General features: G+C 39.8%; 15 protein-coding genes. 4 read left to right on the top strand and 11 right to left on the bottom strand.

The features are described from left to right. Nucleotides 1–72: 72 nt before the first annotated feature. Nucleotides 73–1,107: a CAP domain-containing protein gene (locus AC3ISB_RS07645; RefSeq protein ID WP_430098046.1), complete on the bottom strand. Its 1,035-nt coding sequence runs from the start codon at nucleotides 1,105–1,107 to the stop codon at nucleotides 73–75. 345 nt (nucleotides 1,108–1,452) lie between these two features. Here AC3ISB_RS07645 and AC3ISB_RS07640 point away from each other — a divergent pair, with 345 nt between their 5' ends. Continuing rightward, entirely contained in the window at nucleotides 1,453–1,815 is a 363-nt protein-coding gene (locus AC3ISB_RS07640) for a YugN family protein (RefSeq protein ID WP_076366720.1), read from the top strand. A 112-nt stretch (nucleotides 1,816–1,927) separates the two neighbouring features. On the opposite strand, the gene AC3ISB_RS07635 is transcribed toward AC3ISB_RS07640, so the two are convergent. From AC3ISB_RS07635 to cyoE, 7 genes are all read right to left on the bottom strand, one after another. After that, nucleotides 1,928–2,389: a DUF420 domain-containing protein gene (locus AC3ISB_RS07635; RefSeq protein ID WP_179891037.1), complete on the bottom strand. Its 462-nt coding sequence runs from the start codon at nucleotides 2,387–2,389 to the stop codon at nucleotides 1,928–1,930. Nucleotides 2,390–2,596: 207 nt separating this feature from the next. Then, nucleotides 2,597–3,499 carry a cytochrome c oxidase assembly factor CtaG gene (gene ctaG, locus AC3ISB_RS07630; RefSeq protein ID WP_098371106.1) on the bottom strand — a complete coding sequence of 301 codons (903 nt, stop codon included), beginning with the start codon at nucleotides 3,497–3,499 and terminating at the stop codon, nucleotides 2,597–2,599. Between the two features lie 151 nt (nucleotides 3,500–3,650). Continuing rightward, complete coding sequence (ctaF, locus tag AC3ISB_RS07625) at nucleotides 3,651–3,986, bottom strand: cytochrome c oxidase subunit IVB (protein WP_048684534.1); 336 nt, start codon at nucleotides 3,984–3,986, stop codon at nucleotides 3,651–3,653. A gap of 3 nt (nucleotides 3,987–3,989) precedes the next feature. Continuing rightward, entirely contained in the window at nucleotides 3,990–4,619 is a 630-nt protein-coding gene (locus tag AC3ISB_RS07620) for a cytochrome (ubi)quinol oxidase subunit III (protein WP_098371107.1), read from the bottom strand. Beyond that, complete coding sequence (gene ctaD, locus AC3ISB_RS07615) at nucleotides 4,619–6,490, bottom strand: cytochrome c oxidase subunit I (protein WP_098371108.1); 1,872 nt, start codon at nucleotides 6,488–6,490, stop codon at nucleotides 4,619–4,621. Before ctaD ends, AC3ISB_RS07620 begins: the two co-directional genes overlap by 1 nt. Nucleotides 6,491–6,514: 24 nt before the next feature. Further along, the gene (coxB, locus tag AC3ISB_RS07610; protein ID WP_098371109.1) at nucleotides 6,515–7,597 is read right to left on the bottom strand and encodes a cytochrome c oxidase subunit II; all 1,083 of its coding nucleotides are present in this window, start codon (nucleotides 7,595–7,597) and stop codon (nucleotides 6,515–6,517) included. Nucleotides 7,598–7,851: 254 nt separating this feature from the next. Then, nucleotides 7,852–8,790, bottom strand: a complete 939-nt coding sequence (cyoE, locus tag AC3ISB_RS07605) for a heme o synthase (protein WP_098371110.1) — start codon at nucleotides 8,788–8,790, stop codon at nucleotides 7,852–7,854. A gap of 602 nt (nucleotides 8,791–9,392) precedes the next feature. On the opposite strand from cyoE, the gene AC3ISB_RS07600 reads away from it, so the two are divergent. Continuing rightward, nucleotides 9,393–10,379: a COX15/CtaA family protein gene (locus tag AC3ISB_RS07600; RefSeq protein ID WP_098371111.1), complete on the top strand. Its 987-nt coding sequence runs from the start codon at nucleotides 9,393–9,395 to the stop codon at nucleotides 10,377–10,379. Nucleotides 10,380–10,569: 190 nt separating this feature from the next. Here the strand turns inward: AC3ISB_RS07600 and pyc are convergent, their stop codons facing one another. Next, nucleotides 10,570–14,007, bottom strand: a complete 3,438-nt coding sequence (gene pyc / locus AC3ISB_RS07595; protein WP_098371112.1) for a pyruvate carboxylase — start codon at nucleotides 14,005–14,007, stop codon at nucleotides 10,570–10,572. A gap of 631 nt (nucleotides 14,008–14,638) precedes the next feature. Beyond that, nucleotides 14,639–14,920 (bottom strand): Fpa/YlaN family protein, encoded by a 282-nt coding sequence (locus AC3ISB_RS07590; protein WP_098371113.1) that lies wholly within the window; start codon nucleotides 14,918–14,920, stop codon nucleotides 14,639–14,641. Between the two features lie 221 nt (nucleotides 14,921–15,141). Here AC3ISB_RS07590 and AC3ISB_RS07585 point away from each other — a divergent pair, with 221 nt between their 5' ends. Further along, nucleotides 15,142–15,645, top strand: a complete 504-nt coding sequence (locus tag AC3ISB_RS07585; RefSeq protein WP_098371114.1) for a hypothetical protein — start codon at nucleotides 15,142–15,144, stop codon at nucleotides 15,643–15,645. A 64-nt stretch (nucleotides 15,646–15,709) separates the two neighbouring features. On the opposite strand, the gene AC3ISB_RS07580 is transcribed toward AC3ISB_RS07585, so the two are convergent. Then, the gene (locus tag AC3ISB_RS07580) at nucleotides 15,710–17,041 is read right to left on the bottom strand and encodes a PhoH family protein (RefSeq protein ID WP_141992427.1); all 1,332 of its coding nucleotides are present in this window, start codon (nucleotides 17,039–17,041) and stop codon (nucleotides 15,710–15,712) included. Between the two features lie 267 nt (nucleotides 17,042–17,308). Here AC3ISB_RS07580 and AC3ISB_RS07575 point away from each other — a divergent pair, with 267 nt between their 5' ends. Beyond that, nucleotides 17,309–17,908, top strand: coding sequence for a YhcN/YlaJ family sporulation lipoprotein (locus AC3ISB_RS07575; protein WP_141992428.1), 600 nt, complete (start codon nucleotides 17,309–17,311; stop codon nucleotides 17,906–17,908). The last annotated feature ends 112 nt before the right edge of the window (nucleotides 17,909–18,020 follow it).

The raw sequence follows: 18,020 nt of genomic DNA, 5'->3' as shown, positions 1-18,020 counted from the left end.
AAGACAGGGACCTTTTTTATTTTCAAAATATAATCCAGAACAAGAAAACGGACCCAAATCGGATCCGTTTTTTTATCTCTTTATGAAATTCTGGGTGTAGTACTTTTTATATACCCCGACGCCCAGACCTGTAAATTCCTCGTTCAGCATCGCATCCCGATGCCCTTTGCTATTTAGCCAACCTTCCATGACTGCAGCTGCGTCAACATAATTAGCCGCTATATTTTCACCTGCTGACCTGTATTTTACATGGCCTGCATCGAGACGCTTTTCCAAATCCCCCTTTGTTTCAGTAACATGGGTTCCTTCAGGTGCGTCCGTCATTTCCCGGCTATGAAGGTAAGCAACCTCTGCAGTTGGCGCATCCCATTCTAAAGGCTTCAAATCAAACCTGCTGCGCATTATATTCGTAATATCGAATATTTGCTGCTCATTGCCCTCTTCCACTTTCGCCAAGTCTTCATCAGAAAGGTCCTTAACTGTCACAAGTTCACCATGATAGGTCAACTCATACGGCTGTTGTTTCAATAAGGCGGAATCATTCAAAAATCGGATGCTTGAAACAGTCCCGGTGAATTTATCCAAATATAGCTGAACATTAATATTCCCTAAATCAATCAACGGCCTCATGTTCATATCTTCCTCCGACAATTCAAAACGATAGGAACTGTGACCAACTTCAATATCAACAGTGGGTTCCACATATAAGCTGGAATAGATGGCATCAATCGATTGTCCAATTTTAAAAGGAGCGACATTGACCTCATCACCGATTCCATAAGCAGATACCACTTTTTCATTTTCAACGGCTAATTGGAAATAATTATCATAGTCCTTTTTATAAACCCACCATTCATATCCATAGGCGGACATATCAATTCGATCTGGCTTACCATATTCCTTTTCTATCTCTTTTGCATTTTTCCCGATCGTTACCGCCAGACCTTCTGTCACTTCAGTAACCCCTTCCTTTTCAGAGGAAGGGCTTTTTTCATTTATATGTCCATTGGGGTTAACACCTTTGTTACCATCAATAAGAGGGTTTCCTTCATCTTCATCGCCGATATTAAGATAAATACCTATTACGAAAAAAATAATAATTAACACCAACACCTTACCTAAACCGCGCAGAGGAACACTCCCTCTCTCTATCTAATTTATGTATCCAATGCAAAAACCTTTCTTACCTGATTATATCACTGTTCAATCATAATTTTCTAATTTACGATAGACTGTCCCTTCATTAAATTTATTTAAAAAATGGAACTTTTGCGAATGATTAAAATACCATGGTTGAGTTCATTGCAACTTCCACCATTTCGTACTATTATAAAATATAGGATAAAATGGTATATTATAAACATACTTGGAGATTTTTAATATATTCATGTACATAATATTTTCCCGGTATGTCATTTTAATTCTCAATAGTAAACATAGGAGGTACTACTCGTGAAATTTGAAAGCTTTGGAATCGAAAACATCACAGCCGACTTAAACCGATTAGATGACCTAATGCCGCAATATGGTTTAATACGTGCAGAACAATGGGATTACGAAAGAGTTAGTTACGATCGTAAGTTCGACTTAAAAGAAGGCACGTTTTACCTGAGAATACTTGGCTATGCTACAGAGGGTGATGTAGGCGCTCACAGGGCCGTCATCAAACTAATGGTTCCTCTATTAGGAAAACACTATTATCCACATGGAGTTGAATATGGTGAAGGAGAGGATTTCCCTGCATCACTAGTTAAACAAAGTGAAAAAATCCTCGCTCAAATTAAAGAAGAACTTACACAATTCAACGGCCTGTAAAAGCCGTTAGTGAAAAGTAGGTACAAAGAGAGAGGATCATGTGTGATGCTCTCTTTTTTTATATCCATTACAAAAGCCTGATGCTTATTTTGCACCAGGCTTTTTCGTTATTTTAAAATCCTAGGATTGCCTTTATTAATGATGTTGTTTCGCCGCCATGATAAATGACATAAAGCAGGATGTAAACAGCTACTCCAGTAATCCCAGTGAAAAACCAAATGATGCTTGTCGCAGGCCCAATTTTTTTATGAATGGCGAATTTACCTTTAAACCCAGTGGTAAGCATGATGATCCCCAAAACAGCTCCAGTTGTTGCAAGCGTTATATGGAAAATCAAAAAAATCGTATAATAAATTTTAATGTCAGCGGGTCCGCCAAATGACGTACTACCGATGAAGACCGTCCGGGAAAGATATATAGTGAAAAAGATTACCGCAAAAACCGCAGCTGCCATCATGGTTTTTTTATGGGTCTCGATTTTGCGTTGTTTAATTTGATACCAGCCTATTGCAACAGTGATGGCACTTAATACAATGAAGGCTGTACTTATCGTTGGAAGGATTGGTAAAGACATATGAATTGTAGTCCTCTCTATATTTATTAATCAACTACCATTTTATAAGAGGCAATCATAAAATTCAATAAAATCAAGGATTATTAACAGAATGCTCACTTTTATAGAATAGGCAAGTCAAATCACTGGCTATTTGGTTTAAATCGAAAATCAGGCAAAGGCAGATAAAAGACTTGTCCGCCCCAAGACTAGTCTTTTATCGTACAATTATTCTACAGTCTGAAAATCCGAAGGTATCGGATCGATATCATTTTGGCCGCCATTCTCCTTTTTGAACCAAGCAAAGAAAATGACACCCAATACATAGCCTAAAACGATTTCTTGAATCACCTTCATCAAAACCCCGCCAAGCTGTTGATCTTCAAGCAGTGGCAGTCCATTGAACATTTCTGGGCCACTGAGCGTTAAACCTGACAGTGCTGAAGCCGGAACGCAAAGTTCCATGGCACTGGCCCAAGATTCCGCATTGGTGAATGTATCATACATCGGATCATTAGCAAAAATGATTAAAGCGCAGGCAGGGGTCATTAGAATGCCACTCCCGAATATATAAGCTACTTTTTTCACACCTGATAGACTTTCACGTTCGGGCAGCTGATTGACAAGCGGGAACCACATCAAAACAGCAGTCGTAAATAAAAGGATCGTGTAGCCGGCATGAATCCACATCCCCGTTTTGATATAGTCGAACACTAACGGGATATGGTACAGCGAGAATAGAACATTAAATAGTAAAAGGGCGACAAGAGGTCTCGTAAAAAATTGAAATAACGCCTTCACTCCCCTTGAATTTATGAAAGTCCTCATAAGCCAATCTGGAATCGCAATGATAAATAAAGGCGGAATCACGAGATAGAGCAGTGCCATTTGAAACATGTGTGCACTGAACATGATATGGCTCAATAAATCCAGTGGGGATCCTTTTACCACATAAAGGAGGAACATGGCTATCAAAAAATAAGTTGCCTGTTTAACGGAAGGCGATGAACTGCCCGGAAACTTCTCCCCTTTTTTTGTCACCAGCCAAAAATAGCCTACGGTTATAAGTACGAGGGCGGCAAAATAATAAGGACTCCACAAAGCGCGAAATCCGAAAATATCAATAGACAAAAAAATCACCTCGTTCATAAACTTTTTCTTACTTTCATTATACCTAAAATGAAACATTGTAACAAATATAGATAAACTTGGATTGTTTTTCTGGAAAATCACCACATAAAGAAAAACCGGCTATCATTCAATAGCCGATTTTCTTTATGGTTTATAACCAAACAATCGTTGTGAACACAAGGACAGTTATCAAGCCGACTGCAAGGCCGGAAAATAAGAACAATGCAATGGTGCCATGCCCTTTATGCTTCATGTGCATGAAATAATACAATTGGAAAATCACTTGTACAACTGCCAGCAGCAAAATGACTGGCTTAATGAACCAATGTGAAAAACCCTCAATTCCTACTGCAGCAAAAGCAAGTAATGTAAAGAAAATCATAAGTGTAAATGATATCACTTGGTGTTTCATCTCTTCAGCATTTTTCTTACGGCGATATTTTAAATCGACATTCGGGTTCGCTGAATTTGATTGTTCATTCGCCATCAGTTATCCCACCATTCCCATTAAGTATACGACAGTAAAGATAAACACCCAGACTACGTCAATGAAATGCCAATAAAGACTCGCAACGAAAAATTTAGGAGCGTTATACAAATTCAAGCCCCTTCCTGCATTACGCACCATAAGACAAATGATCCAAGCCAAACCGAATGCAACGTGCCCTCCGTGAAAACCAACTAAAGTATAAAACGCTGAGCCGAAGGCACTGCTCGTAAATGTATGATGGAATTCATGAACATAGTGATTAAATTCATAAATCTCGAGTCCAAGAAAACCTAAGCCAAGTGCAACCGTAATGACAAGCCAAGCCTGCATTTGTTTAAAGTGGTTATTTTTCATATGGTACATCGCATACACACTAGTCAATGAACTGGTCAATAACAGCATGGTTGCTACAAAAGTAAGGGGTAATTCGAATAAATCTTTAGCTAGGGCTGCATCACCATTTGGAACTTTATCCTTCAATGCTAGATAAGTTGCAAATAATGAGGCGAATAATACCGTCTCTCCACCAAGAAACAACCAGAATCCCAAATACTTATTTTTACCTTCTAAAGTCGCTTTCTCGGGAGAAGCAGGCCAGGTAGCATCCGTGAATCTTTCATCTGTCTGCATTATGCCTTACCTCCCTTGTCTTTATCGTCCATAAGGTCTTCTTTATGAATATGGTACCCATGATCGTCTTTAACGGAACGGATAAACATTGAACCAAATGTTACCAAAAGTCCCACTATCATTATAGGCAGGGTCCAAGTCTTATCATCCATATGGTATAAAGCACCGAATGCGGCGATAAATAAACCGGAAGCAATCGTTAAAGGAAGAATGGATGAATTAGGCATATGGATATCCCCAAGTGGTTCTGCAGGAGTCATTTCCTTTTTCCCTTCCATTTTTTCAACCCAGTAAGGATCTAATCCCCGGACTAACGGAAGCTGTTTAAAATTATAAAAAGGCGGTGGTGATGGAATGGCCCATTCCAGCGTACGGCCATCTCCCCAAGGATCATTTCCGACTTTTTCATTCTTCACAGATGTAATGATGATATTGATGACCATAACCAAGACACCAAATGCCATCAAAAAGGCTCCAACAGTACTAATCATATTACCTGTATTGAAACCTTGATCGTCCAAGAATGTAAATACGCGACGAGGCATCCCCATCAAACCTAAGAAATGTTGAATGAAGAATGTTAAATGGAAACCAATCAAGAAAGTCCAAAATGTGATCTGCCCCAATTTTTCGCTTAACATCGTTCCAAACATCTTCGGCCAATAGAAATTGATTCCAGCCAGTAAACCTAATACAACCCCACCGACGATTACATAGTGGAAATGAGCAACAACGAAATAACTATCATGGTATTGATAATCAGCAGGTGCAGATGCGAGCATGATGCCTGTTACGCCACCCATTGTAAATGTAGGGATAAAGGCAACTGCATAAAGCATCGGAACCGTGAACTTGACGCTTCCTCCCCACATCGTAAAAATCCAGTTGAATATCTTAATACCTGTCGGTACAGCGATAGCCATGGTCGCAACGGCAAAGATTGCATTTGCGATCGGACCTAGACCAGTGGTAAACATATGATGCGCCCAAACCATGAAACCTAAGAAACCGATTAAAACGGTTGCAAATACCATCGATGAATAACCAAACAATCTTTTTCTGGAGAATGTAGCGAAAATTTCGGAAAAAATACCGAACGCCGGAAGAATCAGGATATAAACTTCCGGGTGACCGAATATCCAGAATAAATGCTCCCAAATAATCGTATTTCCCCCTGCCGCTACATCAAAGAAATTCGCGCCAAACATCCGATCGAACATCATTAACACCAATCCCACGGTAAGCGGAGGAAAAGCGAATAATATCAATGCAGAAACGACGAAAGTTGACCAGGTAAACAGCGGCATACGCATATATGTCATACCAGGCGTACGCATATTAATAATGGTTACAAGGAAATTGATCCCTGCAATTAGTGTTCCAAAACCTGATATTTGTAATCCGAGGACGTAAAAATCAATGCCATGTCCTTCGGAGTGCAGGGAAAGTGATGCATAAGATGTCCAGCCTGCATCTGGAGCCCCCCCTAAAAACCATGAAAGATTCAGAAAAATTCCGCCAAAGAAAAACAACCAAAAACCTAACGAGTTCAAAAATGGGAACGCAACATCACGTGCCCCTATCTGTAATGGTACAACCGCATTCATTACAGCAAACACTAACGGCATGGCCGCCAGAAATATCATAGTCGTACCGTGCATGGTCAAAATTTCATTATAAAATCCGGCACTTACGAAATCATTGTTTGGGATTGCCAGCTGGATACGGATAAACATCGCTTCCAAACCGCCGATTACAAAGAATAACCCGCCAGAGATAAGATATAAAATGGCGATTTTCTTATGGTCTACCGTCGTCAGATAATCCCAAACCGTAGCGCCAAATCCTTTTTTATTAGCGTACGTACTCACGATTTAACCTCCTTAATCAATATTCTATTTGTCTTCCACCTTAAGCTCCAATAGATAAGCTGCCAGTGCATTAATATCTGAATCTGAAAGTTCGCCGTAAGTACCGGTCATCGTGTTGCCCGGTTTATACTTCTCAGGATCCTTGATCCATTTTTTCACATTCTCTTCCGTATGATCCAATACGCCAGCTACTTTTTGACGCTCACCGAATGTAGCCAGATTCGGAGCCTGACGAGCTGCTTCAGGCCTGCTGTCATTTGGTGTCACCGCATGGCAGCCTATACAGCTTTTATTAAAGACATCTTCACCCTGTTTGGCTAGATCACCTTCAACGACAGGTTCCTTCGCGGCTTTCATATCTTTAGTCCACGCTTCAAAATCGCTTTTAGACTTCGGTACGACCTTAAAATCCATCAAAGCATGTGAAGGACCGCAAAGTTCAGCACATTTTCCGTAGAACAAGTTGTTCGAATCTTCTGCCTTTTTACTATCGAATTCTAAGAAAAACTGATTGACCCCTTCTGTATTTGTATCCATCTTTCCTCCGACAGACGGTACCCAGAATGAATGCTTAACATCTGAAGCAGTTAAGTTGAAGTACACTTTTTGATCTGTTGGCACAACCAAATCCTGACTTGTTACAACGCCGAGGTCTGGATATTCAAATTCCCACCAATAAAGGTTTGCCCTAACATTCACGACAAGTGCATCCTTCGTTTTTCCATCCTTATCTTTCTTATCCATTGCCTTTGTGTCGGCTAAGTCGAAAGTCGTGACGACGGTCGGAACAGCCAAAACAATTAAAAGAAGGATAGGAATAACAGTCCAGATAATTTCGAGTTTATGACTTCCTTCAATTTGTTTCGGTATTGTTTCGTCGCCTTCCTTCCGACGGAAGCGTAGTAAAACTACAACGAACAAAATAATCACAACAATAATAACCAGTACCATGATTAGTGTACTCAATATCAGTAAGTCATACTGAGATTGCGCAACATCACCTGCTGGCTTCAGGGCGGATAGAAATGGTTCGCCGCAGCCCGAAAGGACAAGTCCTACAATACCCAGCAGAGCAATCAGGCGCCATTTGTGCAGCCTTTTTTTCATAGCTTCAGAAACCCCTCTTTCGTCAAAATTTTCTCACAAAAATAAAAATGGGCGCAATTGCGAATATTCTCTCTATGTCAATTTCTAAAAAAGAAAGAATCCCTAATCCAAGGAATTATTAAGATGATTCATGTAACCGCTCTTATGTATGACCCCGTTGGTTCCGTTAATATGTATGAATGGCGGTCAGTGCATTATTTATCAGTAAGCTGGAGCCTGTAAAAGAACAGGACGCCAGCTTATTTAAACCAAAACTAGATGAGAGTGACAATGACCATCGCTACAAATAAAATGGTCATATAATTTAAAGAATATACAAACATGGATGTTGCCCATTTAACATCATCTTTCTTTTTATACCCCTTAATCCCCAAAATAAGCCAACCCGTACTCAATAATGCAGCAAGAATAACTAGCGGAGTTCCTAATGGAGTTAAAAAGAAAGGAATGAACATTAAACAGACGATCCATAGCATAATCGATCTTTTTGCCGCCTTGAACCCTTTTACTACCGGAAGCATGGGTACCCCAGCTGCACGATATTCTTCGACACGCCTCATTGCAAGTGCATAAAAATGAGGAGGCTGCCACAAGAACATGATCGCGAACAGGACCCAGGCGATCTTATCAAGGCCCGGGTCGACTGCAGCCCACCCGATAAGTGGAGGCACCGCTCCGGATATACTGCCTATAATCGTATTCGAGACAAATCTACGTTTGAAAACCATTGTATATAAAACAACATAGGCGAAGACGCCGAATGCTCCTAGTATGGCAGTTGTCATATTAGTCAATGCAAGTAAAATCAGCCCTGCAGCAATTAAACCGAAACTTAATGCCAATACCTTTGAAGGCTGTACTTTCCCAGTTACCGTTGGACGGTTTTTCGTTCTTTCCATTAAATGATCGATATCACGGTCATAATAATTATTGAAACTGCAAGATCCCGCCATTATGAGCGCCGAACCTGCAAGTGTATAAAACACTACATCTAGATTGTGTAAGAAGCTAAGCCCCGAAAAATGAAGAGCTAACCACACGCCGGTAAAAGCTGTAATTATATTTGAATTGACAATCCCCACTTTTATAAGTGCGAGAAAATCCTTCCAAGCTGTTGTTTCAGGTATATCCGATTGAAGGGCGGCTTTACTGTCCTCCATGACAGCTTCTGACAAACCCCTTGTTTCTGACATTTGTTTTCCTCCTTTAAATCATTCAAAACAGACGCAAATGCAAAAAAAAACTTACATATGCTATAGAACATTATTTCATACTTTTTAATATTTGTAACCAAGGAAGCGTAAACAAAAAGTAAATTATTTACCAATGACCGTTGTCAATGGAATCCATCGAGAGCTTTCATTCTTAAATATCATGCTTAATAACAGTAAAATTTAGTAAAATCATTTCTTCAATATATTAAAACACATTTTTGGAAGCTTTTGTGAAATTTTTTCGGATATTTTTTGACCAATTTGTGTCTCAATAATTTACTTCTCTTGTATGATGTTCATCAAGAACATGAATAATATGCTATTATCATCATCCCCTAGGCTCTATCCCTATTTTGCTCCTACTTGAAGGTTTACACTCCCTTTATTTCTATCAAAGTCTTTAGTAACTTTCAACTATTTCAGGCATTTTAATTAATAGTTATAATATTAACTGAACTTGTAAAATCATTCTATTTTGTGTAATATCGAGGAAGTTCGACAAATATTATGAAAAACCTTATGCTATTATTAATTTTATGGAACAACCCTAATTTGCTACAGAGAAAAAGGTGGGGCTACTAGTGAAATCGTCTCTTAAATGGTTTGCTGTTTTAACAACGGTTGTAATGCTTTTCATCTTACTTGGTGGAGCTTTAGTCACGAAGACGGATTCCGGCATGGGATGCGGCAGGTCCTGGCCATTGTGCAATGGCCAATTGATCCCGGACAAAATCACGATTGAATTGGTCATTGAGCTTTCCCATCGACTCGTTTCAGGAGCTGGAGGTTTCCTTGTTTTAATATTATCGTATATGTCTTGGAAAAAAATCGGCCATATCCGTGAAGCACGTTTCTTATCCGTCCTTTCTTTTGGTTTTCTGTTACTACAAGGGTTGATCGGAGCCGCTGCCGTCATTTGGTCACAATCCGATTTCGTCCTTGCCCTTCATTTTGGCATATCGCTCATTTCCTTTGCTGCCGTCTTTTTACTGACACTGTTGATTTTTGAAGTGGATAAGAAATTCGAAGCAGAAAAACTTATCGTTGACAAACGAATGAAATTCCATATTATTGGCGTATTGATTTTTTGTCTGGTGGTCGTATATACAGGTGCTCTTGTAAGGCATACAGAATCCAGTCTTATCTGTAAGGATTGGCCTTTATGCGTAAATGACAGTCTTGCACTACCCTCCAACCTTTATGAATGGATTCAGATGGGGCACCGTGCAATGGCAGGCGCTATTTTTATTTGGGTATCATATGTGGCTTATATCGCAAAAAAACATTACAAAAATCAAAAAGTGTTATATGGCGGTTGGATTGCTGCATTCATTCTCGTATTTTTACAAGTTACCGCTGGTGCCTTTATCATTTTCTCAAGGCAAAACTTATATATCGCACTGACACACGCATTATTCATTGCCTGCTTTTTTGGTGTAATGAGCTATTTGATGCTATTGACATCAAGAAGCAAAAAAAATGCCCTCGCCAAGCAAAAAAGGAACTCCGCGCACTCTGTCAAAGGACAGGATGAACAGGATATAACGCCAACGGTACCCGCCCGTTAATGTCTGATTGTTCAATCAATAATATAATAAGATAAAACAAAACCACCATTCCCGGGAATGGTGGTTTTGTTTTATCTTATAGGGAAGTTCAATGACCGTACATTGCCTAAAAAGAGGGGATAGGGCAGCTTAAAACCTCAAGCCTACCCCCATATACCCCAAATCATTCACAAGGTCACAGTCAGCGATATTACTTAGTTATTTCAATCAATAAGTCTCCAGTACTGATCGCTTCTCCATCTTTTACATAAATATCCTTAATGGTCCCGGAGAATGGTGCTTGCACGGTCGTTTCCATTTTCATCGCTTCCGTAATGATCAGGTGATCACCCTGCTTGACCTGATCGCCTTTCTCGACCACTACACGAATAACCGTACCTGGCATTGTCGCACCAAGTTGTTCTTTATTTTTAGGGTCAGCTTTCATTTTTGATACAACGGAAGATTTAATGTTTTCATCCTTGATGATCACTTCACGTGATTGACCATTCAACTCAAAATACACAACCCGTGTTCCATCAGCCAATGGCTGACCGATTGAAACCAATTTTACGATGAGCGTTTTACCCTTTTCAATTTCAACTTCGATCTCTTCCCCTAGCCTCATACCATATAAGAAAGTTGCGGTATCGAGGTTGGAAACATCACCAAACAGCTCATTCGTTTTATTGTAGTCCAAGAATACTTTTGGATATAAGGCATATGCAAGCACATCGAAATCGGTGACTGCCCGTCCCAATTCCTTGAATAATTCTTCTTTAAGAGCTGCAAAATCCACTTCTTCCAATAATTCACCCGGTCTTACTGTTATAGGTTTCTTCCCTTTCAGGATAACTTCCTGAAGCTCTTTAGGGAATCCCCCAACTGGCTGACCTAGATAACCTTCGAATAACTCTATGACTGAATCAGGGAAATCGATGGATTTGCCTTTTGACAGAACATCTTCTTCAGACAGGTTATTTTGTACCATGAATAAAGCCATGTCCCCAACAACTTTGGATGAAGGTGTTACTTTAACGATATCGCCGAACATTACATTGACACGCTGGTACATTTCTTTAACTTCATGCCAGCGGTCCCCCAGCCCCACTGCTTTGGCTTGCTGCTGCAGATTGCTATATTGACCGCCTGGCATTTCGTGTTTGTAAACTTCGGTATGAGGTGCATTCATGCCGCTTTCGAAGTCATGATAGAATTTCCTGACCTCTCCCCAGTATTCTCCTAAACGCTCTAGTGAATCGACTTCCAATTTAGGCTGTCTGCTTGACCCCTCCAACGCATAATGAAGTGTTTGTACACTTGGCTGCGAAGTCAGTCCAGCTAAAGAACCAATCGCCGTATCAACGATATCCACACCAGCTTCGATCGCTTTCGAATACATGTAAATTCCATTCCCGCTTGTATCATGAGTATGCAGATGGATCGGAAGGGATGTCGTTTCTTTCAGTTCCGATACAAGGCGGTATGCAGCATCAGGTTTCAAGAGGCCGGCCATATCCTTGATCGCTAAAATATGGGCACCGGCATGTTCTAGTTCCACGGCCATTTTTTTATAGTAGTCGATATTATACTTACTGCGTGATGGATCATTCAAATCCCCGGTATAACAAATGGCCGCTTCCGCAATTTTGCCGGATTGACGGACTGCATCAATAGCCAATTCCATCCCTTTAACCCAGTTTAAACTGTCGAAGATACGGAAAACATCAATGCCTGCATCCGCTGATTTCTCTACGAATTCACGAATGACATTATCAGGGTAATTTTTATAACCAACTGCATTCGAAGCCCTTAAAAGCATTTGTAATAGGACATTAGGTGCTTTTTTCCTGAAACTTATCAGCCTATCCCAAGGATCTTCTTTCAAGAATCGATATGCGACATCGAAAGTTGCCCCACCCCACATTTCCATTGAAAATAAATCAGGAAGTAGTTTTGCTGTAGGCTCAGCGATATCAAGGATATCTTTCGACCTAATTCTCGTCGCCAGTAAAGATTGATGTGCATCGCGGAAAGTCGTATCGGTGATCAATACCTCTTTCTGTTCTTTGATCCAATTGACCAGTCCCTCTGCACCTTGCTCTTCAAGTATATTTTTTGTACCCGAGATAAGCGGCAGGCCACCAACATTCGGAATTGGAGCTGGATCAAAAACAGGTTTTTTCTTTTTCTCGACTCCCGGGAATCCATTCACGGTCACATTTCCGATATATGAAAGCATTTTTGTCCCACGGTCTTTTCTAATTGGGAAGCTAAATAATTCCGGTGTTGAATCAATGAATGATGTATCATATTCCCCATTTATGAATTTTTCATGTTTTACAACATTTTCAAGGAAGGGGATATTTGTTTTAATACCACGAATCCTGAACTCCTTAAGGTTACGAACCATTTTGGAAGCTGCCTGTTCAAATGAAAGCGCATGAGTAGAAAGTTTAACGAGAAGGGAATCATAATATGGTGTGATGACCGCACCTTGGAATCCATTCCCAGCGTCCAGACGAACACCGAATCCCCCACCGGACCGGTAAACCATCATTTTCCCGGTATCAGGCATGAAATTATTCAATGGGTCCTCAGTCGTCACCCGTGATTGAATCGCATATCCATGTGTTTTGATTCCTGACTGTTCGGGAATCCCGATCTTTTTGCCATGGAGTTCATGCCCTTCTGCTACCATGATTTGGGATTGAACAATATCAATGCCCGTAATCATTTCAGTAATGGTATGCTCAACCTGAACCCGTGGATTGACTTCAATAAAGTAAAATTCGCCATTTGCGACAAGGAATTCGACCGTACCAGCGTTTACATAATCAATATTTTTTGCCAACTTGACGGCTGCTTCACAAATCCTTTCCCTTAAATCCTCGGAAAGGGAAACGGAAGGTGCCACTTCCACAACTTTTTGATGCCTTCTCTGAACGGAACAGTCACGTTCATATAAATGGACGATATTCCCATGAGTATCAGCCAAAATCTGAACTTCGATATGCTTCGGATTTTGTATGAATCTCTCTACATAGACTTCATCATTACCAAAAGCTGCTTTAGCTTCTGATTTTGCGCGATCATAAGCCTCTTCAACTTCTTCGATTTTTTCGACAATCCGCATTCCGCGTCCGCCGCCGCCTAAAGAGGCTTTTATGATAATTGGAAAACCGTATTGTTTACCAAATTCCTTTACTTCTTCAACACTGGTCACCGGTCCATCGCTACCAGGGATAACCGGAATATCAGCCAGTTCAGCTTGTGTTCTGGCTTTTACTTTGTCACCAAACATATCTAGGTGTCTTGATTCTGGTCCGATGAAGATTATGCCTTCTTCCTCACAACGTTTCGCAAATTCAATATTTTCTGAAAGGAAACCATAACCGGGATGAATCGCATCGACACCGCTCATTTTAGCGATCGCAATTATGCCTTCAATATCCAGGTATGCATCAATCGGCTTTTTGCCTTCCCCAACCAAATATGCCTCATCCGCTTTATATCGGTGATAAGAACCATAATCCTCCTTTGAATAGATTGCAACTGTGTGAATGTCTAATTCCGTACATGCCCGAAAAATCCGTATCGCTATTTCTCCACGATTTGCCGCAAGTACTTTTTCTATACGTTTCCCCATTGCTACCACCCTAATCAATATGTATTTTTATTGAATATATAGAAAAAAAGCGTGAAAGACTTTCACCACTCTTTATTCAAGAATTTATTTCCCAACTAAGGAGACCATTCTGATCAAGCTCATTTTATTGCGGATGTAATTATTTCGATATATTTTATATTTTCGTTTTTTACATCCGATAGAGACTAAAAAGAGCTCTGCACCAATAGCAAATGAAAATTTAGCTATAATAATATATTATCAATTTGATTTAACATTCAATTAATATAACCATAATACTAAAATTAACTGAATACAATAAAAAAATAAAAAATTACATATATTCGTATATAAAAACAAGGAATTAGCTCTGCCTTTCCGACTTACGATCCCATTGTTAATCAAAGGCATTCGATTGGAAAATCCCACATATTTAATGATTGATAGAGAAATTTGAAATGTGAAGATAACCACTGAACATTTCATCGAAAATTCAAAAAATAAAAAAAAACAAAAAAATAAAAAACACAATTGAGCTTCTACGAATTAATTAGTATGTCACTATTGAATATAGTATAACACTATTGATTAATTATCAAATAAAAAACTCAAACAATCATCGAGATTTGTTTGAGTTAGTATGTTTTATCTATTATTTTTTTAATGATGCTTCATGCAAAACTGACAATTCCTGTTCAAGGGCCTCCAAAAGGGATTTACCCTCGGTTTCCTCTACCAAACCTAATCGTACGGCAAAATCAATTTCTCGTGATAGGCCGAACATTTGTGTATCAAGTACCTCTTCATATAAAGGACATTGAGGCATTGTGAGATTTTCCATTTGAACTTTTATCAGTTTTAGAATCTTGTCAGCATCTGCTTTTAATAAAGCATAAGCTTTTTCTCGATGATTGACAAGCATATCAGATGCCATGTTAAATCCCCCCGCTCAGAGCGATTAAATCTTATCTCTAAATTCTACCTTTAGTTTTGTGAAAAAGCAAGGACATTGACAAACAATTTGCCATTGGGATATCACTGCCACCTCTCAAATGAATATATCCAGCCATGGAAATTGTTCACCATCGTGTAGATGTGACATTTCAATTATAATTGATTATAATCATTAAAGAGCAACAGAAAGGAATGAGATATTTGGAACCTATCGTATTTATAAATGGAAAAGTGAAATATCCAATTACGCTAGATCCTGGAGTATGGATTTTTGATGACCGTAAAGTTGAAATCGATACATATTTCCACGCTGAAAGAGTCCAAGTCAATGAATTAGAAGAATATACGATTGCCGCCTCCAAACATTGGCAAAAAGAAATACAGGAAGGCGCAATAATGCCACCCACAATAAAAACGGAACGAAAGTTCGAGAAGCAAAGATTGCTGGAAGGGACTTTCGGCATCCCTTTTGAACCTTTTTTAAAAAATGCCGAACCTGAAAATGGGGTAACTGAAGTCATCGTTACAACCGATAATGAGGAGCTTACATTCCCGTTGGAAACGGCACTTGAATTTTTCCTGGGCTTTTCCAAGGATGGAAAGCCGCTTAAAATATCTGATGGCGGCCCTATGGAAATTTATTTCGGAGACGCTTCCAACATCAATGATCCGATAAAAAATGTACGGTCTTTCACTGTTAAATAAGACTTAGTCCATTCTTACCGAAATCTTTAGAGCAATCGGCAAGGGACATCCCTTGCCGATTGGATTATAAAAGCGTAGCTGCGAGTTGGGCCAATCCAGATCTTTCCCCTTTTATCAATTTAACATGGCCGGCAATGCGCTCTGTCTTGAATTTTTCCACCACATAGGTCAAACCATTATTATATTCATCTAAATAAGGATGATCTATTTGCTCCGGATCCCCCATTAATACAATTTTGCTTCGCTCCCCGACTCTCGTTAAGATGGTCTTGACCTCATGTTTTGTTAAGTTCTGCGCTTCATCGATGATGATGAACTGATCCGGGATGCTCCTTCCCCTGATATAGGTCAGGGCTTCCACTTCAATCGAACTCATGCCAGCTAGAATGGCATCCAATTCCCCAGGTTTTTTCGTATTGAATAAAAATTGGAGATTATCGAAAATAGGCTGCATCCAAGGTCTTAATTTTTCTTCTTTTTCCCCTGGCAGATAACCAATATCTTTACCAACAGGAACAATTGGCCTGGCAACCAGAAGTTTCTTATATTGTGACAAATCTTCAGTTTGCATCAATCCTGTAGCCAATGCCAATAAAGTCTTGCCTGTCCCCGCCTTACCAATGAGCGTCACAAGCTGGATATCCGAACGAAGCAATAAATCAAGGGCCATCGTCTGCTGGACATTTCTCGGTTTAATTCCCCAAATATGTTCCCCTTCATACATCAATTTCTTGACTAGCCTGCAGTTCTCATCCACTATCCCAATCGCAGAAGCTGAACTCCCCAGCGTGTCCTTCATCAACAGGAATTGATTTGGGTAATATGAATCTTTTGTCAGTTCCTCCAGTGCCAGAAAACTTTTTTCATAAAACTTATTCAGATTATCAATCGATACAAACACTTCTTTGTGCCCAGCGTATATATGGTCCAGTTCTACGACACGATCATTTAAAAAGTCCTCTGCCTCAAGTCCGATGGCATCGGCTTTAACCCTGACGAGAGTATCTTTGCTTACCAAAATGACCGTTTTTCCATCTTCCTTCGTCTCTTCTTCCAAAGATAAATTTTTCGCGACTGCCAATATCCTGTTATCATTCGTTTTCTCCACAAAAATTTCCTGAAGCTTATGAAATGAACGGTGGTTGAGTTCAATCCTTATGCTGCCTCCATTATGAAGCGGAACGCTCTGATGAAGCTTCCCTTTTTCACGAAAGCTATCGATCAATTTCGATACTTGCCTGGCATTCCTTCCGATTTCATCCATATACCGTTTTTTCGAATCCAATTCTTCTAATACGACTGCCGGAATGACAACTTCATTATCTTCGAATGAATAAATCGAGTACGGATCCTGCAACAGGACATTCGTATCTAAAACATAGATTTTTTTCCCCAATATGACGCCTCCTGCCTGCTCTTTAGGATATGCCTTACCATTTACTACACTCAGAAGTTATGTAGCGGACGAGACTGTTGATAAAATATATGTTCATTTGCATAAAGATAGAAGAACATTTACAGACTATAAAGAAAACTTCCAGCAAAAAATGCTATCCCCAACATTGAAGACAACATGTTTGGCTGCATTTTATACTTACATGAATCAGACTTGGGCAATGGTGGACAGGCTGGAACCAACAAAAAACATTAAGGAGGTTGCACTTTGCAAAAATTCATATTGTCGCTCGCTGCTGTTCTGTTGATGACAGGTTGCTCAATGAATAATAAAAATGAAGTGTCTGAAAATAATGCGAAAAACAATTTAACGAAAGTCAATAACTCGACCATTAAGGAAGCAGACAGAAATACAGGTCAGCAAACAGCGGAAAGACTCACAGGTTTGGCTAAATCCATACCTGAGGTGAACGATGCCACCGCAGTCGTACTTGGCAAATATGCCATCGTCGGAATAGATATCGACCAAGATATTGAGCGTTCACAGGTCGGAACGATAAAGTACTCAGTTGGAGAAACTTTAAAACATGATCCTGAAGGTGCATATGCCCTCATCGTCGCTGACCCGGATATAAATGAGCGGATCAGGGAGGTAGCCAGAGACATTAAAGACGGTAAACCGGTAACCGGGATACTAAATGAACTGGCTGACATCACAAGCCGGGTCATTCCTGAGGTTCCTGGTGATATTTTAACCCCAACGCCGTCCAAGAACATTGAAAAGGAAAAAAATAAACTTGATGATGAAACGGAAAGAAAAGAACTCGATAAAGAGCAAAATGATCAATCCAATCACTTTAAAGAATGAATACTCCTAACCCGAAGTCAATCTTCGGGTTTTTGTCTTTATCCGCCATGAACCAAGTAACGTTAACGTTCATATGTTAGTTTCACTTTATCCTCGTTTTACCATAAAAATA

Source organism: Peribacillus sp. GL_122 (assembly GCF_057835005.1).
Note: the sequence above shows the minus strand (reverse complement) of the source record. Positions and strands in the feature narration are given on the sequence as shown.